The 23,552-nt window shown below is 71.4% G+C and carries 22 protein-coding genes; 9 read left to right on the forward strand and 13 right to left on the reverse strand.

The genetic code is table 11. The features are described 5' to 3' along the window. Nucleotides 1–5: 5 nt before the first annotated feature. The 4 genes from OG446_RS05665 to OG446_RS05680 are packed head-to-tail and all read right to left on the reverse strand — an operon-like array spanning nt 6 to nt 4,499. On the reverse strand, nt 6–932 hold the full coding sequence (locus tag OG446_RS05665) for a DUF2510 domain-containing protein (protein ID WP_328892985.1): 927 nt from the start codon (nt 930–932) through the stop codon (nt 6–8). Nucleotides 933–964: 32 nt separating this feature from the next. Further along, nucleotides 965–1,753, reverse strand: a complete 789-nt coding sequence (locus OG446_RS05670) for a 3-oxoacyl-ACP reductase (protein WP_328892986.1) — start codon at nt 1,751–1,753, stop codon at nt 965–967. 5 nt (nt 1,754–1,758) lie between these two features. Then, the gene (locus tag OG446_RS05675) at nt 1,759–3,123 is read right to left on the reverse strand and encodes an aldehyde dehydrogenase family protein (protein WP_328898202.1); all 1,365 of its coding nucleotides are present in this window, start codon (nt 3,121–3,123) and stop codon (nt 1,759–1,761) included. 8 nt (nt 3,124–3,131) lie between these two features. After that, a complete protein-coding gene (locus tag OG446_RS05680) occupies nt 3,132–4,499 on the reverse strand; it encodes a glutamine synthetase family protein (RefSeq protein WP_328892987.1) in 1,368 nt (455 codons plus the stop codon). 114 nt (nt 4,500–4,613) lie between these two features. Here OG446_RS05680 and OG446_RS05685 point away from each other — a divergent pair, with 114 nt between their 5' ends. Both OG446_RS05685 and OG446_RS05690 read left to right on the forward strand, forming a co-directional pair. After that, nucleotides 4,614–5,312 carry a gamma-glutamyl-gamma-aminobutyrate hydrolase family protein gene (locus OG446_RS05685; RefSeq protein ID WP_328892988.1) on the forward strand — a complete coding sequence of 233 codons (699 nt, stop codon included), beginning with the start codon at nt 4,614–4,616 and terminating at the stop codon, nt 5,310–5,312. Nucleotides 5,313–5,484: 172 nt separating this feature from the next. Further along, a complete protein-coding gene (locus OG446_RS05690) occupies nt 5,485–6,549 on the forward strand; it encodes a methyltransferase domain-containing protein (protein ID WP_328892989.1) in 1,065 nt (354 codons plus the stop codon). A gap of 15 nt (nt 6,550–6,564) precedes the next feature. On the opposite strand, the gene OG446_RS05695 is transcribed toward OG446_RS05690, so the two are convergent. Both OG446_RS05695 and OG446_RS05700 read right to left on the reverse strand, forming a co-directional pair. Then, nucleotides 6,565–7,524, reverse strand: a complete 960-nt coding sequence (locus tag OG446_RS05695) for a phosphotransferase family protein (protein WP_328892990.1) — start codon at nt 7,522–7,524, stop codon at nt 6,565–6,567. Between the two features lie 66 nt (nt 7,525–7,590). Further along, nucleotides 7,591–8,523, reverse strand: coding sequence for a LysR family transcriptional regulator (locus OG446_RS05700; RefSeq protein WP_328892991.1), 933 nt, complete (start codon nt 8,521–8,523; stop codon nt 7,591–7,593). A gap of 70 nt (nt 8,524–8,593) precedes the next feature. Between OG446_RS05700 and OG446_RS05705 the strand changes: the two genes are divergently transcribed. Continuing rightward, nucleotides 8,594–9,742 carry a TDT family transporter gene (locus OG446_RS05705; protein ID WP_328892992.1) on the forward strand — a complete coding sequence of 383 codons (1,149 nt, stop codon included), beginning with the start codon at nt 8,594–8,596 and terminating at the stop codon, nt 9,740–9,742. A 15-nt stretch (nt 9,743–9,757) separates the two neighbouring features. On the opposite strand, the gene OG446_RS05710 is transcribed toward OG446_RS05705, so the two are convergent. From OG446_RS05710 to OG446_RS05720, 3 genes are all read right to left on the reverse strand, one after another. Beyond that, nucleotides 9,758–10,303, reverse strand: a complete 546-nt coding sequence (locus OG446_RS05710) for a helix-turn-helix transcriptional regulator (RefSeq protein ID WP_148016174.1) — start codon at nt 10,301–10,303, stop codon at nt 9,758–9,760. A gap of 171 nt (nt 10,304–10,474) precedes the next feature. Then, nucleotides 10,475–13,111: an ABC transporter permease/substrate binding protein gene (locus OG446_RS05715; RefSeq protein WP_328892993.1), complete on the reverse strand. Its 2,637-nt coding sequence runs from the start codon at nt 13,109–13,111 to the stop codon at nt 10,475–10,477. Continuing rightward, the gene (locus OG446_RS05720; protein ID WP_328892994.1) at nt 13,104–14,168 is read right to left on the reverse strand and encodes a quaternary amine ABC transporter ATP-binding protein; all 1,065 of its coding nucleotides are present in this window, start codon (nt 14,166–14,168) and stop codon (nt 13,104–13,106) included. The genes OG446_RS05715 and OG446_RS05720 overlap by 8 nt, the downstream gene beginning before the upstream one ends. A gap of 342 nt (nt 14,169–14,510) precedes the next feature. Between OG446_RS05720 and OG446_RS05725 the strand changes: the two genes are divergently transcribed. Together OG446_RS05725 and OG446_RS05730 are read left to right on the forward strand one after the other, a co-directional pair. Beyond that, nucleotides 14,511–15,419 carry a 5'-3' exonuclease gene (locus OG446_RS05725; RefSeq protein WP_328898203.1) on the forward strand — a complete coding sequence of 303 codons (909 nt, stop codon included), beginning with the start codon at nt 14,511–14,513 and terminating at the stop codon, nt 15,417–15,419. A gap of 112 nt (nt 15,420–15,531) precedes the next feature. After that, the gene (locus OG446_RS05730; protein WP_328892995.1) at nt 15,532–16,374 is read left to right on the forward strand and encodes a siderophore-interacting protein; all 843 of its coding nucleotides are present in this window, start codon (nt 15,532–15,534) and stop codon (nt 16,372–16,374) included. A 301-nt stretch (nt 16,375–16,675) separates the two neighbouring features. Here the strand turns inward: OG446_RS05730 and OG446_RS05735 are convergent, their stop codons facing one another. Beyond that, entirely contained in the window at nt 16,676–17,314 is a 639-nt protein-coding gene (locus tag OG446_RS05735) for a MerR family transcriptional regulator (protein ID WP_328892996.1), read from the reverse strand. Between the two features lie 105 nt (nt 17,315–17,419). Here OG446_RS05735 and OG446_RS05740 point away from each other — a divergent pair, with 105 nt between their 5' ends. Beyond that, the gene (locus OG446_RS05740) at nt 17,420–18,382 is read left to right on the forward strand and encodes a hypothetical protein (protein ID WP_328892997.1); all 963 of its coding nucleotides are present in this window, start codon (nt 17,420–17,422) and stop codon (nt 18,380–18,382) included. Beyond that, nucleotides 18,379–18,852: an ABA4-like family protein gene (locus OG446_RS05745; protein ID WP_328892998.1), complete on the forward strand. Its 474-nt coding sequence runs from the start codon at nt 18,379–18,381 to the stop codon at nt 18,850–18,852. The genes OG446_RS05740 and OG446_RS05745 overlap by 4 nt, the downstream gene beginning before the upstream one ends. A gap of 11 nt (nt 18,853–18,863) precedes the next feature. Here OG446_RS05745 and OG446_RS05750 read toward each other — a convergent pair whose 3' ends face one another. From OG446_RS05750 to OG446_RS05760, 3 genes are all read right to left on the reverse strand, one after another. Further along, nucleotides 18,864–19,643: an ABC transporter permease gene (locus tag OG446_RS05750; RefSeq protein ID WP_328892999.1), complete on the reverse strand. Its 780-nt coding sequence runs from the start codon at nt 19,641–19,643 to the stop codon at nt 18,864–18,866. Further along, entirely contained in the window at nt 19,640–20,653 is a 1,014-nt protein-coding gene (locus OG446_RS05755; RefSeq protein WP_328893000.1) for an ATP-binding cassette domain-containing protein, read from the reverse strand. The genes OG446_RS05750 and OG446_RS05755 overlap by 4 nt, the downstream gene beginning before the upstream one ends. Before the next feature lie 384 nt (nt 20,654–21,037). After that, nucleotides 21,038–21,700 carry a PadR family transcriptional regulator gene (locus OG446_RS05760; RefSeq protein ID WP_328893001.1) on the reverse strand — a complete coding sequence of 221 codons (663 nt, stop codon included), beginning with the start codon at nt 21,698–21,700 and terminating at the stop codon, nt 21,038–21,040. 186 nt (nt 21,701–21,886) lie between these two features. On the opposite strand from OG446_RS05760, the gene OG446_RS05765 reads away from it, so the two are divergent. After that, complete coding sequence (locus OG446_RS05765) at nt 21,887–22,471, forward strand: sigma-70 family RNA polymerase sigma factor (protein WP_328893002.1); 585 nt, start codon at nt 21,887–21,889, stop codon at nt 22,469–22,471. Continuing rightward, nucleotides 22,468–23,241 carry an anti-sigma factor gene (locus tag OG446_RS05770; protein WP_328893003.1) on the forward strand — a complete coding sequence of 258 codons (774 nt, stop codon included), beginning with the start codon at nt 22,468–22,470 and terminating at the stop codon, nt 23,239–23,241. The genes OG446_RS05765 and OG446_RS05770 overlap by 4 nt, the downstream gene beginning before the upstream one ends. Nucleotides 23,242–23,552: the final 311 nt, after the last annotated feature.

Consider the following 23,552-nt stretch of genomic DNA (forward strand, 5'->3'; position numbering starts at 1 on the left):
GCCTCTCAGGGGGCGACGGAGCTGCCGACGCCCCCGCCGGTCCCGCTGTCGCCGAGGGGCCGGATGCCCTTGGTCAGGGTGTCCATGAGGGCGAGCGGCACACCGTCGGGCCCGGCGTCGAAGGCGTACCGGACGACGACGGGCGACTCACTGCCGACGGGCGAGGGGAAGGCGAGCGACTGCACATAGCCGCCCCGCCCCTTGCCCGTGACGACCCGCCAGCGCACCTGGTAGCCGGTGCGTCCGGCGACGCTGACCGGGCCGGCGGCGATCTGACGGTGGGAGACGATCCCGCCGTGGATCCGCCGGCCGACGACGTCCTCGTCGTACGCCCGGTCCGCGGCGGCTCCGATGTCCTGCCGGGCGAGCGCCTCGGGGGTGGTGACGTCGGTGCCGCTCGGGGTGCGGGTGGTCACCGTGCCGTGGTAACAGAACGCCGAGGAGGCACCGGGGCAGTCGTAGGAGCCGGTGGTGCGCATCGTGAGCAGCTGCTCGACGGTGTTCTCGGGCCGCTCCCAGCCGTCCGGGATCGGCAGCGTGATGCCGTTGAGCTGGTCGACGAGCACGTCGGGGTCCTCGCCGGCCGCCGAGGGGTCCGGCGACGGGCTGTCGTCGCCGGGGGCTCCGTCACCGGTGTCCGCAGGGCTCGGGGCGGAGGAACGGTCCGACCGGGTCGCGGTGGGTTCGGGCCCGTCGCCCCGGCCGAGCAGCATCGCACCCGTCACGGCCACGACGACGACGGCCATACCCGTGGCCACGAGCGCGATGATCCTGGCAGCCGGGGAGCCGCCGCCTCCCCGGCCGGGCCCGGACTGCTGGATCACGGTGGCGGCGGTGCGGGTGTGGGCGGTCCAGGCCGCCCCGTCCCACCACCGCTCACAGCCGGGGGCGGCCGTGTCCGGGTACCAGCCGGGCGGGGTGGGACTGCTCATGGCCTCACTCTAGGTTCCGGACCCGGGGCCTCCTACAGCGGTGTGACGTACGCCCCGGAGATCCCGCCGTCGACGAGGAAGTCGGTGGCGTTGACGAACGAGGAGTCGTCGCTCGCCAGGAACGCGACGGCGGCCGCGATCTCCGTCGCCTCGGCGAACCGGCCGAGCGGAATGTGCACGAGCCGGCGGGCCGCGCGCTCCGGGTCCTTGGCGAAGAGTTCCTGGAGCAGCGGGGTGTTCACGGGCCCCGGGCACAGGGCGTTGACCCGGATGCCCTCGCGGGCGAACTGGATCCCCAGTTCGCGCGACATCGCCAGCACGCCGCCCTTGGAGGCGGTGTACGAGATCTGGGAGGTCGCCGCCCCCATCCTGGCGACGAAGGACGCGGTGTTGATGATCGAGCCCCGGCCCTGGCGCCGCATGTACGGCAGGGCCGCCTTGCAGCACAGGTAGACGGAAGTGAGGTTGACGTCCTGGACGCGCTTCCACGCCTCCAGTCCGGTGGTGAGGATGGAGTCGTCGTCGGGCGGTGAGATGCCCGCGTTGTTGAAGGCGATGTCGACGGAGCCGTAGGTGTCGTACGCCGCCTTGAACAGGGCCTCGACCTGTTCGGGGTCGGTGACGTCCACGCGTACGAAGAGGCCGCCGACCGCTTCGGCGGCCGCCTTGCCCGCGGTCTCGTCGATGTCGCCGCAGACCACGTGCGCCCCCTCGGTGGCGAGCCGGTGGGCGGTGGCGAGGCCGATGCCGCTGCCGGCGCCGGTGATGACGGCGGTGCGGCCTACGAGGCGACGGCAGATGTTCTCGTTGTCCGTGGTCATACCGTTCAGGCCTCCGTGCTGAGGAAGACGTTCTTGGTTTCGGTGAAGGCGGTGAGGGCGTCCGGGCCCAGTTCCCGGCCGAGGCCCGACTGCTTGAACCCGCCGAACGGGGTCCAGTAGCGGACCGCGGAGTGGGAGTTGACGGAGAGGTTGCCCGCCCGGACGGCCTGCGCGACGCGCAGTGCGCGTCCCACGTCGCGGGTCCACAGAGAGCCCGCGAGGCCGTACTCGGTGGCGTTGGCGAGCCGGACGGCGTCCGCCTCGTCCTCGAAGGGCAGGACGACGGCGACCGGTCCGAAGACCTCCTCGGTGGCGACGGGCGCGTGTGCGGGTACGCCGGTGAGGACGGTCGGCGGGAACCAGAACCCGGGGCCCTCGGGCGCGCTGCCGCGGAGCGCGGCGGCGTCCTCGGGGACGTAGCCCCGTACCCGTTCCAGTTGGGTACGTGAGATGAGCGGGCCCATCTGCGTCTTCTCGTCGGCGGGGTCGCCGACGACGACCGCGGCGAGGGCAGGGGCGAGGAGTTCCAGGAAGCGGTCGTACACGGAGCGCTGGACGAGGATCCGGGTGCGGGCGCAGCAGTCCTGGCCGGCGTTGTCCAGGAAGGACAGCGGGGCGGCGGCAGCGGCGGCTTCGAGGTCGGCGTCCGCGAAGACGATGTTGGGGCTCTTGCCGCCGAGTTCGAGGGTGAGCCGTTTCACGTGTCCGGCGCACTTGGCCATGATCTGTTTGCCGACCCGGGTGGAGCCGGTGAAGACGATCTTGGCGACTCCGGGGTGTTCGACCAGCGCGTCGCCGGCCTCGTCGCCGGCGCCCGGCAGTACCTGGAGGAGGTGTTCGGGAAGGCCTGCCTCCCGGGCGAGTTCCGCGAGCCGCAGCGCGGTCAGCGGGGTGGTCTCGGCGGGTTTGAGGATCACGGCGTTGCCCGCCGCGAGGGCGGGGGCCGTCCCCCACGCGGCGATCGGCATGGGGAAGTTCCACGGGGCGATCACCCCGATGACGCCGAGGGGTTCGAGCAGCGTGAGGTCGATGCCGCCGGGGACGGGGATCTGCCGGCCGCTGAGCCGTTCCACTCCCCCGGCGGCGAAGTCGAGCAGATCGCGGACGTTGCCCGCCTCCCAGCGCGCGTTGCCGATCGTGTGCCCGGCCTCCAGGACCTCCAGCCGGGCCAGCTCCTCGGTGTGGGAGTCGACGGCGACCGCGAACCGGCGCAGCAGCCGGGCCCGGTCGGCGGGGGCGAGCGCGGCCCAGACCTGCTGGGCGGCGGCGGCGCGGCCGACGGCGGTGTGCACCTCGGCCGCCGTGGTGGCGGGGACGGTGGCGAGGAGTTCCTCCGTCGCCGGGTTCAGTACCTGGTGCTCGCGGATCAAGAGGGTCCTCACAGGCGTTCGAAGGAGCGTCGGAGCTCCCAGTCGGTCACCGCTGCGTCGAAGGCGTCGAGCTCGACGCGTGCCATGTTCCGGTAGTGCGCGACGACTTCCTCACCGAAGGCTTCCCGGGCGATCTCGCTGTGCTCCCAGAGTCCGGCCGCCTCGCGCAGGCTGGTGGGGACGTGGTCGTACGCGGCGGCGTAGGCGTTGCCCTCGCACGGTTCGGGGAGTTCCAGTGCGTGCTCGATGCCGTACAGGCCCGCGGCGACGAGTCCGGCGACGGCGAGGTACGGGTTGACGTCGCCGCCCGGGAGGCGGTTCTCCAGGCGCAGGGACGGGCCGTGGCCCACGACGCGCAGGGCGCAGGTGCGGTTGTCATGGCCCCAGGCGACGGCGGTCGGGGCGAAGGAACCTGGCTGGAAGCGTTTGTACGAGTTGATGTTCGGCGCGTACAGGAGGGAGAAGTCGCGCAGGGCGGCGAGCTGGCCGGCCAGGAAGTGGCGCATCACCGGGGACATGGTGCCGTCGGTGTCCGCCATGACGCTGTGTCCGGGCGCGCCGGTGGACCGGAGCGAGAGGTGGATGTGGCACGAGTTGCCTTCGCGCTCGTTGAACTTGGCCATGAAGGTGAGCGCGACGCCCTCCTGTGCGGCGATCTCCTTGGCGCCCGTCTTGTAGACGGCGTGCTGGTCGCAGGTGACCAGGGCCTCGTCGTACCGGAACACGATCTCGTGCTGGCCGGGGTTGCACTCGCCCTTGGCGGACTCGACGGTGAGTCCCGCGCCCGCCATCTCGTTGCGGATGCGGCGCAGCAGCGGTTCGATGCGGCCGGTGCCGAGGACGGAGTAGTCGACGTTGTACTGGTTGACCGGGGTCAGGTCGCGGTAGCCGCGGTCCCAGGCCTGTTCGTAGGTGTCCTTGAAGACGATGAACTCGAGCTCGGTGCCGGCGTGGGCCGTGTAGCCGTGCGCTGCGAGGCGTTCCAGCTGGCGGCGCAGGATCTGGCGGGGCGCGGCGGTGACGGGTGAGCCGTCGGCCCAGGCGAGGTCGGCGGTGACCATCGCGGTGGCCTCGTTCCACGGCACCATGCGCAGGGTGCCGAGATCGGGGTGCATGGCGAAGTCGCCGTAGCCGCGGTCCCAGGAGGACATGGCGTACCCGTCGACGGTGTTCATGTCGGTGTCGACGGCGAGGAGGTAGTTGCAGCCCTCGGTGCCGTGCCGGACGACCTCGTCGAGGAAGAAGGCGGCGGCGAAGCGTTTGCCCTGGAGGCGTCCCTGCATGTCGGGGAAGGCCAGGACCACGGTGTCGATCTCACCGCTGTCGACGAGGAGGCGGAGTTCCTCGACGGCGAGCGGGGCTGTTCGGTCGGACACGGATGGATCCTCTCCTCGCGGGCCGACAGATGATCCAAATCTACGGGCGGGGCAAGGGATTTGGATACGGTGCCGGTTCGTTCCGCGTGCCGTGCGAGTGAAGTGAGGCGTCCGATGAACCGTCCTGTGATCGGGATCAGCACCTATCTGGTGGCTTCGGCGCGCTGGGGCGTCTGGGACCTTCCGGCCACGCTCCTGCCCGCCGGTTACGCCCGGCTGGTCCGGGAGGCGGGCGGGGTGGCAGTGCTGCTGCCGCCGGACGAGCCGGAGTGCGCGGCGTCGGTGGTGGCCCGGCTCGACGGGGTGGTGGTGGCGGGCGGGCCGGATGTGGATCCCGCGCGGTACGGAGCGGAGCGCGACCCGCGGACCGGGCCGCCCGCGCCCGAGCGGGACGGCTGGGAGGCGGCGCTGACGGGGGCGGCGCTGGGATCGGGCACGCCGCTGCTCGGGATCTGCCGCGGGATGCAGGTGCTGAACGTGGCGCTCGGCGGCACGCTGACGCAGCATCTGGACGGGCACACGGGGCCTGACGGGGCGACAGGCGTGTTCGGTACGCACCGGGTGACGCCGGTCGCGGGGACGCTGTACGCCTCGGTGGCGCCCGGCCCGTGCGACGTACCGACCTACCACCACCAGGCCGTGGACCGGCTCGGCGCGGGTCTGGTGGCCTCGGCGCACGCGGCGGACGGCACGGTGGAGGCGGTCGAGCTGCCCGGGCAGGGGTGGGTGCTCGGGGTGCAGTGGCATCCGGAGATGGGCGACGACGTGCGGGTGATGGGGGCGTTGGTGGCGGCGGCCTCGGCTGCGGGCTGAGATGTCCGGTGGTCCTCGCGGGAACGGCCGCGGGCCCGGGCGGCCACCGGCATCCGCGCGGCGTAGCGTGGTGAGGAGAAGAGTGTTCGTCGCCGTCTCGTCGAGCCGCCCACCGTGAGTGCGGCTGTCCGTTCCGCCTCCTTCTCGTGGCGCGGTCCCGAGAGGAGGAACGATGTCCGTCACAACGCCGGATGCGGTGAAGCAGGAAGCGTTCGCGGGCCGCATGGTCCAAGTGGTGAACGACACCTGCCTGGGTCTGATGGCGGGTCTGGGTCACCAGAGCGGTCTGTTCGACCGGATGGCCACGATGGCGCCTGCCACGAGTGCGGAGATCGCGCGGGCCGCCGGTCTGAACGAGCGTTATGTCCGGGAGTGGCTGGGCGCGATGGTCGTCGGAGGCTTCGTGGACTACGAGCCCGAGCAGGGCACGTACGCGCTGCCGCCCGAGCACGCCGCCTCGCTGACACGGGCGGCCGGGCCGGACAATCTGGCCAGGATCGCGCAGGACTTCGGCATGATGGGCGAGGTCGAGCAGCAGGTCCTGGAGGCCTTCCGTACCGGGGCCGGGCTGCCGTATTCGGCGTATCCGCGGTTCCAGGGCCTCCAGGCGGAGGAGTCCGCCGAGGTCTTCGACCTGGCGCTCGTGAACGGGATCGTGCCGCTGGTGCCCGGTCTCACGGAGCGGCTGCGCTCCGGCATCGAGGTGCTGGACATCGGTACCGGTCACGGTCACGCGGTCAACGTCCTGGCCCGGGCCTTCCCGGCGAGCCGTTTCCAGGGGCTCGACATGTCCGAGGAGGGCATCGCCGCCGCGCGTGCCGAGGCCGCCGCGCTGGGGCTGGCCAACACCGCTTTCGACATCGGCGACTGCGCCGAGGTGTCGGGCTCGTACGACCTGATCACGGCGTTCGACGTCATCCACGACCTGGCCCGGCCGGCCCGCGCGCTGGCCTGTGTCGCCGCCGCGCTGGCCGAGGGCGGTGTGTTCCTGATGGGGGACATCGCGGCGTCCAGCCGCCTGGAGGAGAACATCGACCACCCGCTGGGCCCCGCGCTGTACACGTTCTCGGTGTTCTACTGCATGAGCGTCTCGCTGGGCGAGGGCGGTGAGGGTCTGGGCACCGTATGGGGTGAGCAGACCGCCCGGAAGATGCTGGGCGAGGCGGGTTTCGGCCGGATCGACACCCAGCGGGTCGAGGGCGACATCCTGAACGTGTATTACGTGGCGCGGCGCTGAGTGGTGTCGCCGCGGTCAGTCGCCGAGCCGGTGGTCGGGCCGGCGTCGCAGCCAGTCCAGCGCGGCCGCACCCTGGGCCGCCTGGAACGCCCTGAGCGTCGGCAGGCCCGGCAGGTCGGGGCGCAAGGAATGCGCGACGAAGTAGCCGGCCAGCGCGGCAAGTACCGCGGTGACCCCGGCGGGGTCGGCGTCCCGGCCGAGCGGGTGGGCCGTGAAGACGGCCTCCGGGTCGGGGCCGCCCTGGGCCGCCACGCACGGCAGCATCGTCAGCAGGTCGAACCAGGGCGCCGCGCGCATCGCATGGGGCCAGTCGACGAAGACGACACGGTCCTCGGTGAGCAGGATGTTGTCGGCGCGCAGATCGCCGTGGGCGAGGCTGTCGCCGGTGGCGGGCTCCTCCCAGCCGGACTCCAGTTCCGCGAGCGCGCCGGGCCGGCGGGCCGCCCAGGGGTCCAGCCGTGTGGTGTCACCCACCGCGTGCAGGGTCCGCCAGCCGGTGAACAACGCGGTCTTGCCGGCGGCGGCCGGGGGCGCGTCCACCTGGGCCGGGGCGAGGGTGCGCGACAGGTCGCCGACTGCCACCAGGACGCGTTCCAGCTCGGCCGGGTCCCAGGGGACGCGGGGCTGCCGGCCGTCGATGTTTTCCAGGACGAGGGCGACGCAGGTGCCGTCGTCGTACGAGCCGAGCAGTTTCGGTACGGGGGCGTGCGGCGGGAGTGCCGCGGTGTTCCGGGCCTCGGCACGGTGATGGTCCGGGCTGTCGGGGTTGACCTCGGCGCTCACGGCCTTCACGAAGGCGCGGCTCCCGTCCGCGAGCCGGACCCGGGCGGCGACCCCGGGCGAGAAGCCGCCGCTCTGACTGCGGGCCTCGACGACCGGCGCCCCGAGGATGTCCTGGACGGCGTTCCGTACGGTGTCGGGCAGGTCGGCCCAGTGGTGGCGGACGCCGGTGGCGGGCGGTGCGGTTACGGTCATGCGCCCATCCTTCCGGCGTGGACGGTGGGCGGGCCAGCGGATTTCCGGCGGCTGCGACCGCGCGGTTCAGTCGGCGGCGGGGCCCGACCGTGTCAGGGAGAGCAGGTCACGGGCCGGGCCCGTGGGGCGGTGGCCCGCGGGCCAGACGGCACGGAGCTGGCGGCGCAGGCGGACCCCGGCGATCGGGACCTTGACCAGCCGCCGGGCCGAGAGTTCCTCGCCGAGGGCCAGTTCGCTCAGGACGCAGGGCCCGGCGCCGCTCTCCGCCGCCCCCTTCACCGCCGTGGTGGACGAGAGCTCCAGGAGCGGCTGGGCCAGTCCCCCGTGCACGGCGAGGGCGGCGTCCAGGACCTGGCGGGTACCGGAGCCGCGCTCGCGCAGGATCAGCGGTGTTCCGGCCAGCTCGCGCGGGGTCAGCGGGGTGCGGCGGCGGGCCCAGGCGTGCGAGGGGGCGACCACGACGACGAGGCGGTCGTGCGCGATGACCGTGCCGTCGAGCCCCTCCGGCACGGACAGGCCTTCGACGAAGCCGAGATCCGCCTCGCCGGTCAGCAGACGCTGGGCGACCACCGCGGAGTTGCCCGCGAGCAGCGAGACCGCGGTGTCGGGCCGTGCACCGCGCAGCGCGATCAGCCAGCCCGGGAGCAGGTATTCGGCGATGGTCATGGACGCGGCGACCCGCAGCCGGGAGTCGCGGCGGTCCCGCAGCGCCTGGGCGCCCGCGTCGAACGCCTCGGCGGCCTCGACGACCCGGCGCGCCCAGTCGGTGACGAGCGCTCCCGCATCGGTGAGACGGGAGCCGCGGGGCGAACGGTCGAGGAGGGCGAGGCCCAACTGTCGTTCCATCGAGCGCATGCGGCTGCTGGCGGCGGGCTGGGTGATGCCGACGTCCCGGGCGGCCCGTCCCAGGCTGCCGTGCCGGGCGACGGCCAGGAGCAGCTCCAGGGCGCCGAGATCGGGTACCCGGTGGGAGAGGAGTGCGGGTGCGTCGCTGGTCATAAGCCCACCTTATGACCTCATAGGCCGGGACTCCCTGGTGGGGGACGGCCCGGTTGCCGAGAATCATGGCATGGCCATCTATCCGCAGACCCGCACCGCTCCCCCGAACTCCGCCGCCGCCCGGCGGCCGGCCCTGCGGCACTTCGGCCCCAACTGGTACGCGACCGTCATGGGCACCGCGATCGTGGCGAGTGCGGGCGTCGCCCTGCCCGTGCACGTCCCCGGGCTGCGGGCGGCCTGCGCGACGGTGTGGGTGCTCTCCGCGGTCCTGCTCGCCGCCGTGCTCGCCGCCCGCGCCGGACACTGGGCGGCCCACCGCGACCAGGCCCGGGCCCATCTCCTGGACCCGGCGGTCGCGCCGTTCTACGGCTGCCTCTCGATGGCGCTGCTGGCCGTCGGCGGGTCCGGGATGGTGGTCGGCAAGGACGTGATCGGGCATCGGGCGGCGCTCGCCCTGGATGTGCTGCTGTACACCGCGGGCACGCTGACCGGGCTGGCCGCCGCCGTGGCGATCCCGTATCTGATGATCGTGCGCCACCGGACGGAGCCGGGCACCGCGTCCCCGGTGTGGCTGCTGCCGGTGGTGGCCCCCATGGTGTCCGCCGCGCTCGGGCCGCTGCTGGTGCCGGAGCTTCCGGAGGGCCAGTGGCGGGAGGCGCTGCTCCTCGCCTGCTACGCGATGTTCGGGATGAGCCTGCTGGCCACGCTGGTGATGCTGCCGCTGGTCTTCGCCCGGCTCGTCCACCAGGGACCGCTGCCGCTCGTGCTGACGCCCACGCTGTTCCTGGTGCTCGGCCCGCTGGGCCAGTCGACGACCGCGGTCAACGCGCTGGCCGATGTGGCGCCGGGTGCGATCCAGGCACCGTACGCCTCCGCGCTCGGTGCGTTCGCGGTGCTGTACGGGGTGCCGGTCATGGGGTTCGCACTGCTGTGGCTGGCCCTGTCCGGCGCCCTCGTGGTGCGGGCGGTGCGGGGCGGCATGACGTTCGCGATGACGTGGTGGGGCTTCACCTTCCCCGTCGGTACGTGTGTGACGGGGGCAGCCGGCCTGGCCCGCCACACCGGTCTGGCGGCGTTCACCTGGCTGGCCGTGGCCCTGTACGTGCTCCTGGTGACGGCCTGGGCGGTGGCCGGGGTGCGGACCGTGCGCGGGCTGCTCAGCGGGGCGCTGCTCGCGGCGCCGCGGGGCGCCGCGCCGGTGACGGCCGGGACTGTGTGACCAGGGCCCGGGCTCTCAGCGCCGCGGGTCGAAGGTGGCGTCGATGTGCTCGGCGACGGCGACGAACAGCAGCCGGGTACCGGGAACGGTGGCCCGCCAGCGGTGGCGCACCCCGCCCGAGAGGAACAGGGTGTCGCCGCGCTCCAGCCGGTAGGCCTGGCCCTCGGCCTCGACCTCGGCGGCGCCCTCCGCGACGTACAGCACCTCGTCGTTGCGGTGCTGGAACTCGCGCCCGAGGTCCAGTTCCCCGGTGAATTCGAGGGCACTGAGCTGGTGGCGGCCGCGCACCACCCGGCGCACGCCGTCCTCCTGCCCGCCGCGCACCACATCGACCGCGCGCGCCGAGTCCGCCGCCGCGCGCAGGCGCGCGGTGGTCGTCTCCAGGGCTTCGGCGACCCGGTCCAGGGAACGGGCACTGGGCCTGGCCCGCTCGTTCTCGATCTGGCTGAGGAACGGCACGGACAGGCCGCTGCGCGCGGCGACCGCGGCCAGGGTGAGTCCCAGGGATCTGCGCTGTCGGCGGACCGCGGCACCCACCCGGAGTGTTTCCTTGTCGTCCATTGTCCGGCTCCCTCCCGACTCGCCATCCTTCCGGCTGCGAGCACCTTACGCACACCGTTGGGCGAGGAAGGCCGGTAAAGAGACGCTACGACAGCCCGAAAGGGGTGGGCACCTCCGCTGGCGGTGTCCACCCCTTTCCGTGCCGCGCCCCTGCCGGGGCCTCGTCTGCGGCTACTGCTGGGGAGCCATCTTGTCCGCGATGCCCGGATTCTTGTCCATCCAGGCCTTCACGGCCTCCTCCTCGTGCCCCGCGCCGTGCTTCTGGATCTGGTTCTCCAGGCCGGCGAGCTGGTCCTCGCTCAGCTTGAAGTCCTTGAACCACTTGGTCAGCTGCGGGTAGTTCCGCGGGAACTCCTTGGAGGCGATGGTGTGCAGCCGGTCGCCGTCACCGAACGCCTTCTTCGGGTCCTGGAGCTTGGTCATCTTGTACTCGCTGTACGCCCAGTGCGGGGTCCACAGCACGACGGCGATGGGCTCCTTCTTGGCGTACGCGCGCTTCAGCTCGGCCAGCATCGCCGGAGTGGAGCCGTCGACGACCTTGTACTCCTTGTCCAGGCCGTAGCCCGGCAGCACGTTCTTCTTGAGGTTCTCCATCGTGGCGGTGCCCGGTTCGATGCCGATGATCCGGCCGTTGAACTGCGAGCCCTTGCCCTTCAGGTCCGCCAGGGACTTCACGTCCTTGACGTAGTCGGGCACCGCGATCTCGATGGAGGTCGGGCCGTACCACGAACCGATGTCGGTCAGCTTGGAGCCGTACTTGTCCCAGTAGTTCTTCTGGGTGTACGGCAGCCAGCCGTCGAACTGGACGTCGATCTGGCCGCGGGACATCGCGGCGTACATCGGTCCGACCTCGAACTGCTTGAGGTTGATCTTGTAACCGCGGTCCTCCAGGACGGCCTTCCACAGGTACGTGGCGGCGATGTCCTCCTCCCAGGGGAACCAGGCCATCTCGACGGCGCGGTCGCGCTCGTCCTTGCCGCCGGCGCCCTTGGAGGTGGTGGCCTGCTTGACGGGGGTCCACTTGTCGGCGACGCCCGGGTTGGCCTTCAGCCAGGTCCGAACGGCCTCCTGCTCCTTGCCGGAGCCGCTCTTCTGGATCTGCGCCTCAAGACTGGTGAGCTGGTCCTCGGTCATCTTGAAGTTCTTGAGCCAGGTGCCGACCTCGGGGTTGTCGGCCGCGAAACCCTTGCGGCTCAGCGTGTGGATCCCGTCGCCCTGGCCCCAGAGGTTCTTGGGGTCCTTGAGCTTGGTGAGCTCGTACTGGTTGTAGGCCCAGTGCGGCGACCAGAGGGGAACGACGATCGGTTCCTTCTTGGCGTACGCGCGCTTCAGCTCGGCCAGCATGGACGGCGTGGAGCCGTCGACGACCTTGTACTCCTTGTCCAGGCCGTAGCCCGGCAGGATCTTGTCCTTGAGCAGGCCCGTCTCACCGGCGCTCGGCTCGATGCCGACGATCCGGCCCTTGAAGTCCGATCCCTTGCCCTTCAGGTCGTCGAGCGAGTCGACGCCCTTCACGTACGAGGGGACGGCCAGCTCCAGGGAGGTGGGGCCGTACCAGGAGCCCATGTCCTCCAGGCGGTCCTTGTACTTCTTCCAGTACGCGGCGTGGGTGACCGGCAGCCAGGAGTCGGTCTCGAAGTCGATCTGACCGCCCGCCATACCGGTGTACAGCGCGCCGGCCTCGTACTGCTTGACGTCGACCTCGAAGCCGCGCTGCTCCAGCATCTCCTTCCACAGGAAGGTGGAGGCGATGCCTTCGTCCCACGGGATGTAGCCCATGCTGATCTTCTTGCCGGCCCCGATGTTCTTGGGGTCGGAGCTCGCGGTGCTGTCCTTGCCCGAGGAACCGAACATGCCCATGCCGCCGGCGACGAGGGCGAGGACCACGATGCCGACCAGGGCGACGACGGGCTGCGGGCGGTAGTTCCACACCTTCAGCCCACCGGTCGCCGCCTGCGCCTTGGCGAGCGCGCGGCGGGCGAGCGGGGAGACCTCGCGGCCCAGGGCGCTGGTCATCCGGTCCAGGTACATCGCCAGGACGACGATGGAGACGCCGGCTTCGAAGCCGAGGCCCACGTCGACGTTGCCGATGGCGCGGTAGACGGCGCCACCGAGGCCGCCGCCGCCGACCATGCCGGCGATGACCACCATGGACAGGCCCAGCATGATGACCTGGTTGATGCCCGCCATGATCGTGGGCAGCGCGAGCGGCAGCTGCACCCGGATCAGGGTGTTGCGCGACGTGGTGCCGAAGGCCTCGGCCGCCTCGACGAGTTCACCGTCGACCTGGCGGATGCCGAGCTCGGTCATCCGGACGCCCGGGGGCAGCGCGAAGATGATGGTGGCGATGATCCCGGGGACGACACCGACACCGAAGAAGATGACGCCCGGAATCAGGTAGACCATGGCGGGCATGGTCTGCATGAAGTCGAGGACCGGCCGGGTCACCGCGCTGACGGTCTTCGAGCGGGACGCCCAGATACCGAGAGGGATGGCCAGGACCAGCGTCACGATGGTCGCGACGAGCACCAGGGTGAGGGTGTCCATCGCTTCGTCCCACAACTCGACCGAGTCGATGAGGGCGAAGCCGACGAACGCGAGCACACCGGCGAGCAGGCCGCGCAGCCACCAGGCGATGACGGCGACGATGCCCGCGAAGAGCAGGGGGGCGGGGGCGGAGAGCACGGCGGCGATGCCGTCGAACATGCCGCTCACGATGGAGCTGATGGCGTCGAAGAGCCAGGCCAGGTGGGTCTGGAGCCAGTCGACGGCGGAGTCGACCCAGTCGCCGAGGTGGAGCCTAAACACTGGCCACCTTCTTCAGCGAGGCCGCGGCGTCCTGGGGAGCCTCGGTGGGGGTCATCGGCTCACCGAGCACGGCGAGCAGCCGGGCCCTCGGCACGACGCCGACGAGCTTGCCCTTGTCGTCGGTCACGGCGACCGCGACCCCGCTCTGCGAGCAGGGGGTGAACAACTCGATGATCGGGGTGGACTCGGCCACGGTGGCCGGTGCCTCCCGCAGCACGTCGGCGGGCGTACGCAGTTCCTTGCCGTCGTCCGTCCTGGTGCCCATCACCGTGTGCGGTTCGGCCATGATGGCGCCCGCGGTCAGCACCCGGGAGCGGTCGACGTCCTGGGTGAAGGAGGCCACGTAGTCGTTGGCCGGGGTGACGAGGATGTCCTCGGCGGTCCCGAGCTGGACTATCTCGCCGTCGCGCATCACCGCGATGCGGTCGCCGAGGCGCATGGCCTCGTTGAGGTCGTGGGTGATGAAGACGATGGTCTTCTTCAGCCGCTTCTGCAGTTCCAGGAGCTGGTCCTGCATGTCGCGACGGATCAGCGGGTCGAGCGCGCTGAACGACTCGTCCATCAGGAGCAGGTCGGCGTCGGTGGCGAGCGCGCGGGCGAGGCCGACGCGCTGCTGCATGCCGCCGGAGAGCTCGTCGGGCCAGGACTTCTCCCAGCCGGCGAGGCCGGTCATCTCCAGTGCCTCGGTGGCGCGGCGGTTGCGCTCGGCGCGCGGCACACCCTGCACTTCGAGGCCGTAGGCGGCGTTCTCCAGGACGCTCCGGTGGGGGAAGAGCGCGAAGTGCTGGAACACCATGCTGATCTTGGTGGAGCGGACATGCCGCAGCTCGGCGGGGCTCAGGGCGGTCAGGTCCTGGCCGTCGAAGAGCACCTGACCGGCGGTGGGCTCCAGCAGTCCGTTGAGCATGCGCAGCAAGGTGGACTTGCCGGACCCGGACAGACCCATCACGACGAAGATCTGGCCCGGTTCCACGGTGAACGATGCGTCGATCACCGCTGCGGTCGTTCCGTCGGCGCGCAGCGCTTCGCGGTCCGTGCCGCTCTTCAGCTTCTGCACGGCTTGATCGGGTCGTCTGCCGAAAACTTTGTACAAGTGTTCGGCTTGCAGCCTTGACACATACACCTCACGCGTTGAACCGAAAACGGTCTGCCACCCCCTCCGGCAGACCGTGGAGCGGTGCGGATTCGGTCCGCATGGCACGTGCACTAGTTGAAAATGCGACGTGGTCCGCTCCGATGCCGCGCCTGCCCCCGCTTACGCAGGACAAACACAAGAGTGAGCCAGGTCACAAAAGAGCGGCGCGAGTTCGGGAACCGCGTCCGCGGCGGCCGGTGTCCGTGCGGTGAGGCATCAGGTGTCAGTGGGGTGCGGCATCATCGGGGTGTGACGCGACGCCTGATGCTCCTCGACACCGCCTCCCTCTACTTCCGCGCCTACTTCGGGGTGCCCGACTCGGTGCGCGCGCCGGACGGGACACCCGTCAACGCCGTGCGCGGACTGCTGGATTTCATCGGCCGCCTCGTGCAGGACCACCGGCCTGACGATCTGGTCGCCTGCTGGGACGCGGACTGGCGGCCGCAGTGGCGGGTCGACCTGATCCCCTCGTACAAGGCGCACCGCGTCGCCGTGGAGACGGGCGCGGGGCTGCCCGACGAGGAGGAGACGCCCGACACGCTGGCGCCGCAGGTGCCGGTCATCGCGGACGTCCTGGACGCCCTGGGCATCGCCCGGGTCGGCGTCGCGGGATACGAGGCCGACGACGTGATCGGCACGCTGACCGGGCAGGCGACCGGCCCGGTCGACATCGTCACCGGCGACCGGGACCTCTACCAGCTGGTGGACGACGCCCGCGGGGTGCGGGTGCTCTACCCGTTGAAGGGTGTGGGCACCCTCCAGATGACGGACGAGGCGTGGCTCCGCGAGAAGTACGGGGTGGCCGGCTCCGGCTACGTCGACCTGGCACTGCTGCGCGGCGACCCGAGCGACGGACTGCCGGGTGTTCCCGGTATCGGCGAGAAGACCGCGGCGAAGCTGCTGGACGCGTTCGGCGATCTGGCCGGGATCATGGCAGCGGTCGACGATCCGGCCGCCAAGCTGACGCCCTCGCAGCGCAAGCGGCTCGACGAGGCCCGCGACTACGTGGCCGTCGCGCCGACCGTGGTCCGGGTCGCCGGTGACGTACCCCTGCCGGAGTTCGACCCCGCACTGCCCACCGAACCCCGGGACCCCGCGACGCTTGAAGCGCTTGCGGACCAGTGGGGACTGGGCGGGGCTCTTCAGCGCCTGCTCTCCGTCCTCGCCGCCTGAGCGGTCAATCGTCTCCACACCTCCCGCCCGAGGTGTTAGGTTAGGTAACCCTAAGACCCATGGTCGCATGTATGGGCCATCGGTCCGGCATCCGGAGCAGGGAGACAACCTCGTGGCAGAACGACCGGCGCGGCAGGCACCCACCGCGCAGGGTGCGCAGGTCCTGCGCACCGAGCAGATCACCCCGCACATGATCCGGGTGGTGCTCGGCGGTGACGGTCTCGCCGACTTCGCGCTGTCCGGCTTCACCGACCACTACGTCAAACTGTGCTTCGCCCCCGAGGGCGCCGATTACGCGCACCCCTTCGACATGGCCCGCATCCGCGAGGAGTACCCGCGCGAACTCTGGCCCACGACGCGTACGTACACGGTGCGCTCCTGGGACCCCGACAGCCGGGAGCTCGCGATCGACTTCGTGGTGCACGGCGACGAGGGCCTCGCAGGTCCGTGGGCGGCTCGCGCGGCAGCGGGCGACCAGGTGACCTTCCTGGGCCCCGGCGGCGGTTACGGCCCCGACGCCTCGGCCGACTGGCACCTACTGGTGGGCGACGAGAGCGCGCTGCCGGCCGTGGCGGCCACCTTGGAGCAGATGCCCGCCGGTGCGGTGGTGCACGCGTTCATCGAGGTCTCGGACGCCTCGGAGGAGCAGAAGATCGCGTCGCCGGACGGCGTCGAGGTCACCTGGCTGCACCGGGGCGAGCGACCGGTGGGCGAGGCGCTCACCGCCGCGGTGAAGGAGCTGGAGTTCCCCGCCGGCGACGTCCAGGCCTTCGTCCACGGCGAGGCCGGCTTCGTCAAGGAGATCCGCCGCCACCTGCGGCTCGACCGCGGGATCCCGCTGCCGCAGCTGTCGATCTCCGGCTACTGGCGGCTGGGCCAGAACGACGACGCCTGGCGCTCCGTCAAGCGCGAGTGGAACGCCCAGGTGGAGCGCGAGCAGGAGAGCGCCGCGTAGCGTCTGACGACGAACGGTACTGTGCCCCGGCCCCATGCGGACCGGGGCGCAGTCGCGCCCGCCCCCGTGACCGCATCACGGCGCCGCGGATCCGGTCGCCGGCCCCCGGCCGAACACCCGCGCCGCGGACCCGGTCGCACACACCCCGCCGAGCACCACGGCCACGCGGACCGGTCGCGCACGCCTCCGCCACCACCGCGCCGCGACGCCGCCGGCCAGGTCGCGCACGCCCCCGCCGAGCACCACAGTCACGCAGACCCGGTCGCGCACACCCCCGCCACACCACCACCGCGCCGCGGACTCAGTCGCGCGCCTCCTCGCCGAACGCCCGCGCCGACGCGTCGACATGCGCGAGCCGGCGCAGGGCGGCGAACATCGCCTCACCGAGCACCGTACCGACGACCACACCCTCCACCAGGTCCTCCCGCGCCAGGCGGCGCCCGACGTAGTCGAGGTCGACGCGCGCGACCTGTTCGGCGGCGGCCGCGTAGTCGTCGAGCAGTTCCACGAAGCTGCCGTGACCGGCCCGGCGCAGCGCCACCAGCACCTCGGCCAGGGACTCCCCGCCAGGGCCGTCCGCGTCGCACCGCCAGCCCTTGCGCTTCAGGAGTTCCGCCACGTCCTCGCGGGCGTCCTCCAGTTCGGGCCCGGGGTCGCCGCCCCGCGACGGCGCGATGCTCTTCGCCGCCGCGCCCAGCACGTCGAACAACGGCTGCTCCGGGTCCTCCATCACCCGGAGCACCTCCCCGATGGCCGCCAACGGGAGCCCTCCGACGTCCAGCAGCGCGCGGACCAGCCGGAGCCTGCGCTCGTGCCCGTCGTCGTAGCTCGCCTGGTTCGGGCTGGTCAGCCGCCCGGCCGGCAGCAGCCCCTCCCGTACGTAGAACTTGATCGTCGGTACCGGAACCCCGGACCTGCGGCTCAACTCACCGATGCGCACCGCGCGTTCTCCCTTATCCGCTTGCCAACCCGCCTCCCATCCTAGATAGTTCCACTATCGGATAGCAGGCAGTGCCACTATCCATAATCATCTCTGGGGGATCTCATGCAGCACTGGCGCACCTGGCACCGTCCATTAGTTCTCTTCGCCGCCGCCATGGCCGTGACGACCGTCGTCTCCGGCGTGGGCCTGCTGGTCGACGACCGCGTCCTGGCGGGCTCGGCGATCTGGTTCAAACCCTTCAAGTTCGCGGCCTCGTTCGTGATGTACGCCCTCGCTCTCGCCTGGATGCTGACGCTGCTCACCCGGGGCCGGCGCATCGGCTGGTGGGCCGGGACCGTGGTCGCGCTCGCCAGCTTCGTCGAGATGGTGATCATCGTCGGGCAGGTCGTCCGCGGGAAGCGCAGCCACTTCAACAACGCCACCCCGTTCGACGCTTCGCTGTTCGCCGTGATGGGCGCCACCATCGTCATCCTGTGGGCCGCCACGCTGGTCATCGCGATCCTGCTGCTGCGCGCCCGGATCGCGGACCGCGCCTCGGCCTGGGCCATCCGCTCGGGCGTCTTCCTGGCCCTGGCGGGCGCCGCCATCGGCTTCCTCATGACACAGCCCTCGGCGGAGCAGCGGGCGGCCGGAAACCTCGACACGGCCGATGTGGTGGGGGCGCACGCCGTGGGCGTACCGGACGGCGGGCCCTCGATGCCGCTGACCGGCTGGTCGACGACCGGCGGCGATCTGCGCATCCCGCATTTCGTGGGGATGCACGCGCTCCAGCTCCTCCCCCTGTTCCTGCTGGTGCTGATCACTCTGGCGCCGCGCTTCGCCCGGTTGCGTGACCCGCGGGTCCGGCTGCGCCTGGTGCGGGTCGCCTCCGGCGCCTATGCCGCGGTCACCGCCCTGGTCGCCTGGCAGGCACTGCGCGGCCAGCCGCTGATTCACCCGGACGGTGCGACCCTCACCGCGGCCGCGCTCGTCCTGGCCGCCACCGCCGCCGGTACGTACGGCGCACTGCGGGTGCGCTCCGGAGCGCACCCCTCCCCCTCCGCCACGAAGGAGCTCACGTCATGACCGGTGCACTGTTCGAGATCTCGTTCGTGCTGGCCGCGCCGTTCTGGCTGCTCATGATCTTCCTGCCGGGCCGTGCGGTCACGGCCCGGGTCGCCGCCTCACCCCTGACCGTTCTGCCGGTGCTCGCCGTCTACCTCGCGATGGCCCTTCCGGTGTTCCCCGAGCTCTGGACGGCGGTGAGCAGCCCGGACATCGACACGTTCCGTGATCTGACCGCGCTGGCGAACGGGGCGGGAGCCGTGTGGGCCCAAGTCATCGCCTGGGACCTGCTGCTGGGGCAGTGGATGTTCCTGGAGGGCCGCCGACTGGGCATCTCACCGTTGGTGATGGGCCCGCTGCTGGTGCTGACGATCCTGCTCTCGCCGTTCGGACTGCTGCTCTTCCTGGCGCTGCGCGCGGTCCGGACACGCGGGACCCGGTCCGGGAGCGGGCTCCCGGACCGGGCGGACGATGTGGTGGCGGACCGTTGAGGAACCGGCCGTCAGACGGACTTCTGGTACGAGCGGAAAGTGCGGGTCGACAGCCACACCGCGATCACGGCGAGCACCAGCAGCGCTCCCCCGCGACTGAGCACCAGGCCCCAGTCCGGATCCGCCGTCAGCGCGGAGCGGCCCGCCACCATCGCCCAGTTGACCGGGTTGAAGTCGGCGATGTCACGCATCCAGGACGGCATCTGGCTCGGCGCCATGAAGGACGTGGAGAGGAAGGTCAGCGGCAGGAGCAGGAACGTGTTGATGCCGATGATCGACTCCCGCTGGCGGACCAGCATGCCCAGGGCGTTGGAGAGGGCGCCGAAGACCGTACCGAGCAGGATCGAGGCGAGGACCAGGATCAGCAGCCCGGCCGCCCCGCCGGGGTAGCCGGCGCCCGCGGCCCGGCCGAGCAGGACGATGATCGCGGACTGCACCGCCGTACTGATGCCGTTCTGCACGACGTTGGCGTTCATCAGCGCGTTGCGGCTGACGGGTGTCGTCAGGAAACGGTTGAGCGTGCCGCGCTCGATCTCCTCCAAGGTGCCCATTCCGGCCCACATGCTCGAACCCAGAGCGCTCATCACGACGATGCCGGGGATCAGGTAGTCCAGGTAGGACGTGGTGCCGAAGCCGCCGAGTTCGACGACCTTCTTGAAGAGGTTGCCGAACAGGAACAGCCAGATCACCGGCTGGATCAGCGAGATCACCAGGAAGACCGGCTGCCTGAGGATCGCCATCAGCTGGCGCTGGGTCATGTACCAGGTCTGGGCGAATACCTGACTTTTCATCGGGAGCCTCCCGCGGCGGCCGGTGCAGGGGCGCCGTGCGGGCCTGCGGCCTCCGCCTCGGAGAAGCGGCGGCCGGCGTATCGCAGATAGACGTCGTCGAGCGAGGGGCGGGCGACGGTGGCGGCTGCCACCGCCGCTCCGGCCCGCTCCAGGGCGGTGAGCAGCACGGGAACGGCGGCCGCACCGTCCTCTGCGCGCACGCTGACCCGTCGGCCGTCCACCAGCACCTCGTACACGCCGGGCAGTCCCGCCAGTGCGGCGGTCGCGGCCTCGTGGTCGCCTTCGGCGCGCAGCTCCATGTGGACGGCGTCGCCCCTCAGCTCGCCCTTGAGGTCGTCGGGGGTGCCCTCGACGACGATGCGGCCACGGTCGACGATCGCGATGCGCTCGGCGAGCCGGTCGGCCTCCTCCAGATAGTGCGTGGTGAGCACGATGGTCAGGCCCTCCTCGGCCGCCAGCCGGGAGATCTCCTCCCACATCGCCGTGCGGGCCTCCGGATCGAGGCCCGTCGTCGGCTCGTCGAGGAACAGCACCTCGGGGCGGTGCACCAGCCCGAGCGCCACGTCGAGTCGGCGCTGCATACCACCGGAGTACCCCTTGACCTGGCGCTTCCCTGCATCCGCGAGGTCGAAGCGGTCCAGCAGCTCATCGGCCCGGCGCTGGACGGCGACGCCCCGCATGCCGTACAGCCGGCCCTGGAGCACCAGGTTCTCGCGGCCCGTGGCGACCGGGTCGGCGCCGGACTTCTGGGCGACCACACCGATGGCCCGGCGCACCCGGTCGGGGTGGCGCAGCACGTCGTGGCCGGCGACGGACGCGGTGCCGGAGTCCGGGCGGGCGAGGGTGGTGAGGATCTTGACGGTGGTGGACTTGCCCGCACCGTTGGGCCCGAGAAGCCCGAAGACGGTGCCGGGGGCGACGGTGAGATCCATCCCGCTCAACGCGGTGACGTCCCCCGGATAGGTCTTGATCAGCTGCCGCGCCAGGACGGCGGGCGCACGGGTGCTCATGACGGAGCTCTCCTGTGGTCGGCGGGGCACTGGTGTTCCCGATGGGCCGAGCCGGTCCGCGCGTGGAGTGCCGGGCTATCCTGGGTGTGCCGCACCTCGATCGCCTGGCGTGCCTTCACGGCTTGTCCGGTCCGGGGTTCGAGACCCCGGCAGGTGCTGCTCCAACAGTCCCTGCCGGGGTCTTTTCCTCTAGGGCGTGTTTCGAAAGTCCCGCCTGCTCGGCGACGCCTGGCACGCACGCTCGCCGCGTTGTCGGGATCACCCCGATACAACCAGTATCGGGGCGACCCTCCGCCTTGCGATCGCACGCACCAGACGCCGCCGAGCCCGCCCTCCGGGCGGACGGCGCTACTTCCGAAACACGCCCTTGGTCCGTCCCTCCCGTCACACCGTGCGTTCGGGGTCGAGGACGATGTCCTGCTCGTCCAGCTCCTGCCAGTCCTGAGGCACCTCGCCGGTCTCGTGGAACGACTTCCATTCCTCGATTCCACCGACGGTGGATTCGGCGACTTCCTTGCGGAAACCCTTGATCCACTCCAGTTGCGCCTCGATCATGTGGAGCTGGTATTCGGTCTCCACGACGAAGATCCGGGGCAGGACGTCACTCAGCTGAGTGAGTACCCCCCGCAGCGCCGCGGCCCGGATGACCTGCGCCTGCTCCCGGTCCAGCAGCAGCTCCGCCACCTCGTCCGGCGGCAGCACCGGAAGCAGCGACAGGGCCGTGTCGAACACGGGGAACTCCGCCGCCGGTACAGCGATCAGGTCGGACAGCCAGTCCAGCATCTCGGCGCGCCCGGCCTCGGTGATGCCGTACAGCGTGCGCTCCGGGCGGTTGCCCTGCCGCTGCACGTCCGTGACCTCCACATAGCCGTGCTTCTCCAGGTTCTGGACCACGGTGTAGAGCGAGCCGAAGTTGATCTTGACACTGTGTTCCTTGCCGCGCCGACGCAGGGTCTGGGCGATCTCATAGGGATGCATGGACCGCTCGGCGAGCAGCACCATCACCGTGAGCGCCAGCGGATTGCCGAGCTTGCGCCGCTTGGCCACCGCCCTCACCCCTCACCCGTTGTCGAATACTCGCCGACGAACATATCGCGAGCCCCGGGACTCGTCAACCACGATATATCGCGAATCGGAAGATGCGTGGAAAGATCTGGCCCTCTGACCAATCCGCGCTGCCACCGGCTCCGAATCACCCCACGAGACCGATGAGCATCCTGGGAGGACGCCCGCGTGAAAGAAGCCGTGCACATCAGCGGACTGGCCTCGGCGGGGCCTGATCTCCAGGAACTCCTGGGGAGAGTCGCCCGGGGGGATCAGGACGCCTTCTCCCAGGTGTACGAGGCGGTGTGCGGCCCCGTACTCGGTCTGGTACGCAGCGTGCTGCGTGATCCGGCCCAGTCCGAGGAGGTCGCGCAGGAGGTCCTGGTCGAGGTGTGGCGTACGGCGCCGCGCTTCCAGGCCGCCCGCGGGAGCGCCATGAACTGGGTGCTGACGATGGCCCATCACCGGGCGGTGGACCGGGTCCGTTCGGTGGAGGCCACGACGGCCCGTGAGCACAAGGCCGCGCTGCTCGACCGCACCCCCGCGTTCGACGACGTCACCGAGCAGGTGGAGACCCGGCTGGAGCGGGAGCAGGTACGCCGCTGCATGCGGACGCTCTCCGAGCTGCAACGGGAGTCCGTGACCCTGGCGTACTACCGCGGCCTGACCTACCGCGAGGTGGCGGAGCTGCTCGCGGCCCCACTCGGAACGATCAAGACTCGACTGCGCGACGGGCTGATCCGGCTGCGCGACTGCCTCGGGGTGAGCGGATGAGCGACGCCGGACTTCACACACTGACCGGGGCCTACGCCCTGCACGCTCTTCCGGAGCCCGAACGCCGGGAGTTCGAGAGGCATCTGGGCGACTGCGAGGCCTGCTCCGTCGAGGTGCACGAGCTCTCGGAGACCGCGACCCGGCTCGGGCTCGCCGTGTCCGCCGCGCCCCCGCGGGAGCTGCGCGAGCGGGTGCTCCGGGAAATCGCGACCGTACGCCAGGAGCCACCGTCCGGCGGCCGCCGGGCACGCAACGGGGCCACCGGCCGCAGTGGCGCGGGCCGGACCCGGCGCTGGCCGGCGTTCGCGCTCGCCGCGAGCCTGGCCGCGGCGGCGGGCTTCGGCGGCGTGGCCGTCTGGCAGAACCAGGTGGCGCAGGACGCCCGGCAGGAGGCCCGCGCCGCGCAGGACGAGAACGCACAGCTCGTCCAGGTCCTCGCCGCACCCGACGCGCAGTCACGGTCCGGCACGCTGAAGGACGGCGCGACGGGCACGGTGGTGGTCTCCGAGAGCCAGGACCGTGCCGTGTTCCTGGCCTCGGGACTGGCCGAGGCTCCAGGCGGCAAGGTCTACCAGCTGTGGTTCGACGACGGCGGCACGATGCGCTCGGCGGGCCTGATGCGGGCGTCGGGAGACTCCCCCACGACGTACGCGACCCTGCTCGACGGGCCGGTGGACGGCGCCACGGGCATGGGGGTCACCGTCGAACCCGCGGGCGGCTCGACGCAGCCGACGTCGGCCCCGCTGGCCCTGATGAGCCTGCCGGCCTGAGCGGATGCCCGGCCTCCGGGGACGAGGCCGGGCAGGGACTGCTCAGCGGAGCGCCAGGCGGAGCGGAGCAGTAAGTCGCTCGTCCTGGACCGGCACGGACTGCTCAGCGGCGCGGCGGGCAGGGCACGAAGCCACTCGTCCCTGGACCGGCACGAACTGCTCAGCCGCACGGCGGACGGCGCACGAAACCACTCGCCCCTGGACCGGCACGGACCGCTCAGCCGCACGGCGGACGGCGCACGAAGCCACTCACCCCTGGACCGGCACGAACTGCTCAGCCGCACGGCGGACGGCGCACGAAGCCACTCGCC

The organism is Streptomyces sp. NBC_00236 (genome assembly GCF_036195045.1).
GTDB lineage: Bacteria > Actinomycetota > Actinomycetes > Streptomycetales > Streptomycetaceae > Streptomyces.

Bases quoted from the DNA above. Each gene is read 5' to 3' on its own strand.
- OG446_RS05755 (WP_328893000.1), bottom strand. From the start codon at position 20,653: ATGAGCACCCGTGCGCCCGCCGTCCTGGCGCGGCAGCTGATCAAGACC.
- OG446_RS05665 (WP_328892985.1), bottom strand. From the start codon at position 932: ATGAGCAGTCCCACCCCGCCCGGCTGGTACCCGGACACGGCCGCCCCC.
- OG446_RS05695 (WP_328892990.1), bottom strand. From the start codon at position 7,524: ATGACCGTAACCGCACCGCCCGCCACCGGCGTCCGCCACCACTGGGCC.
- OG446_RS05740 (WP_328892997.1), top strand. From the start codon at position 17,420: ATGCAGCACTGGCGCACCTGGCACCGTCCATTAGTTCTCTTCGCCGCC.
- OG446_RS05685 (WP_328892988.1), top strand. From the start codon at position 4,614: ATGAACCGTCCTGTGATCGGGATCAGCACCTATCTGGTGGCTTCGGCG.
- OG446_RS05745 (WP_328892998.1), top strand. From the start codon at position 18,379: ATGACCGGTGCACTGTTCGAGATCTCGTTCGTGCTGGCCGCGCCGTTC.
- OG446_RS05770 (WP_328893003.1), top strand. From the start codon at position 22,468: ATGAGCGACGCCGGACTTCACACACTGACCGGGGCCTACGCCCTGCAC.
- OG446_RS05700 (WP_328892991.1), bottom strand. From the start codon at position 8,523: ATGACCAGCGACGCACCCGCACTCCTCTCCCACCGGGTACCCGATCTC.
- OG446_RS05690 (WP_328892989.1), top strand. From the start codon at position 5,485: ATGTCCGTCACAACGCCGGATGCGGTGAAGCAGGAAGCGTTCGCGGGC.
- OG446_RS05705 (WP_328892992.1), top strand. From the start codon at position 8,594: ATGGCCATCTATCCGCAGACCCGCACCGCTCCCCCGAACTCCGCCGCC.
- OG446_RS05750 (WP_328892999.1), bottom strand. From the start codon at position 19,643: ATGAAAAGTCAGGTATTCGCCCAGACCTGGTACATGACCCAGCGCCAG.
- OG446_RS05710 (WP_148016174.1), bottom strand. From the start codon at position 10,303: ATGGACGACAAGGAAACACTCCGGGTGGGTGCCGCGGTCCGCCGACAG.
- OG446_RS05725 (WP_328898203.1), top strand. From the start codon at position 14,511: ATGCTCCTCGACACCGCCTCCCTCTACTTCCGCGCCTACTTCGGGGTG.
- OG446_RS05670 (WP_328892986.1), bottom strand. From the start codon at position 1,753: ATGACCACGGACAACGAGAACATCTGCCGTCGCCTCGTAGGCCGCACC.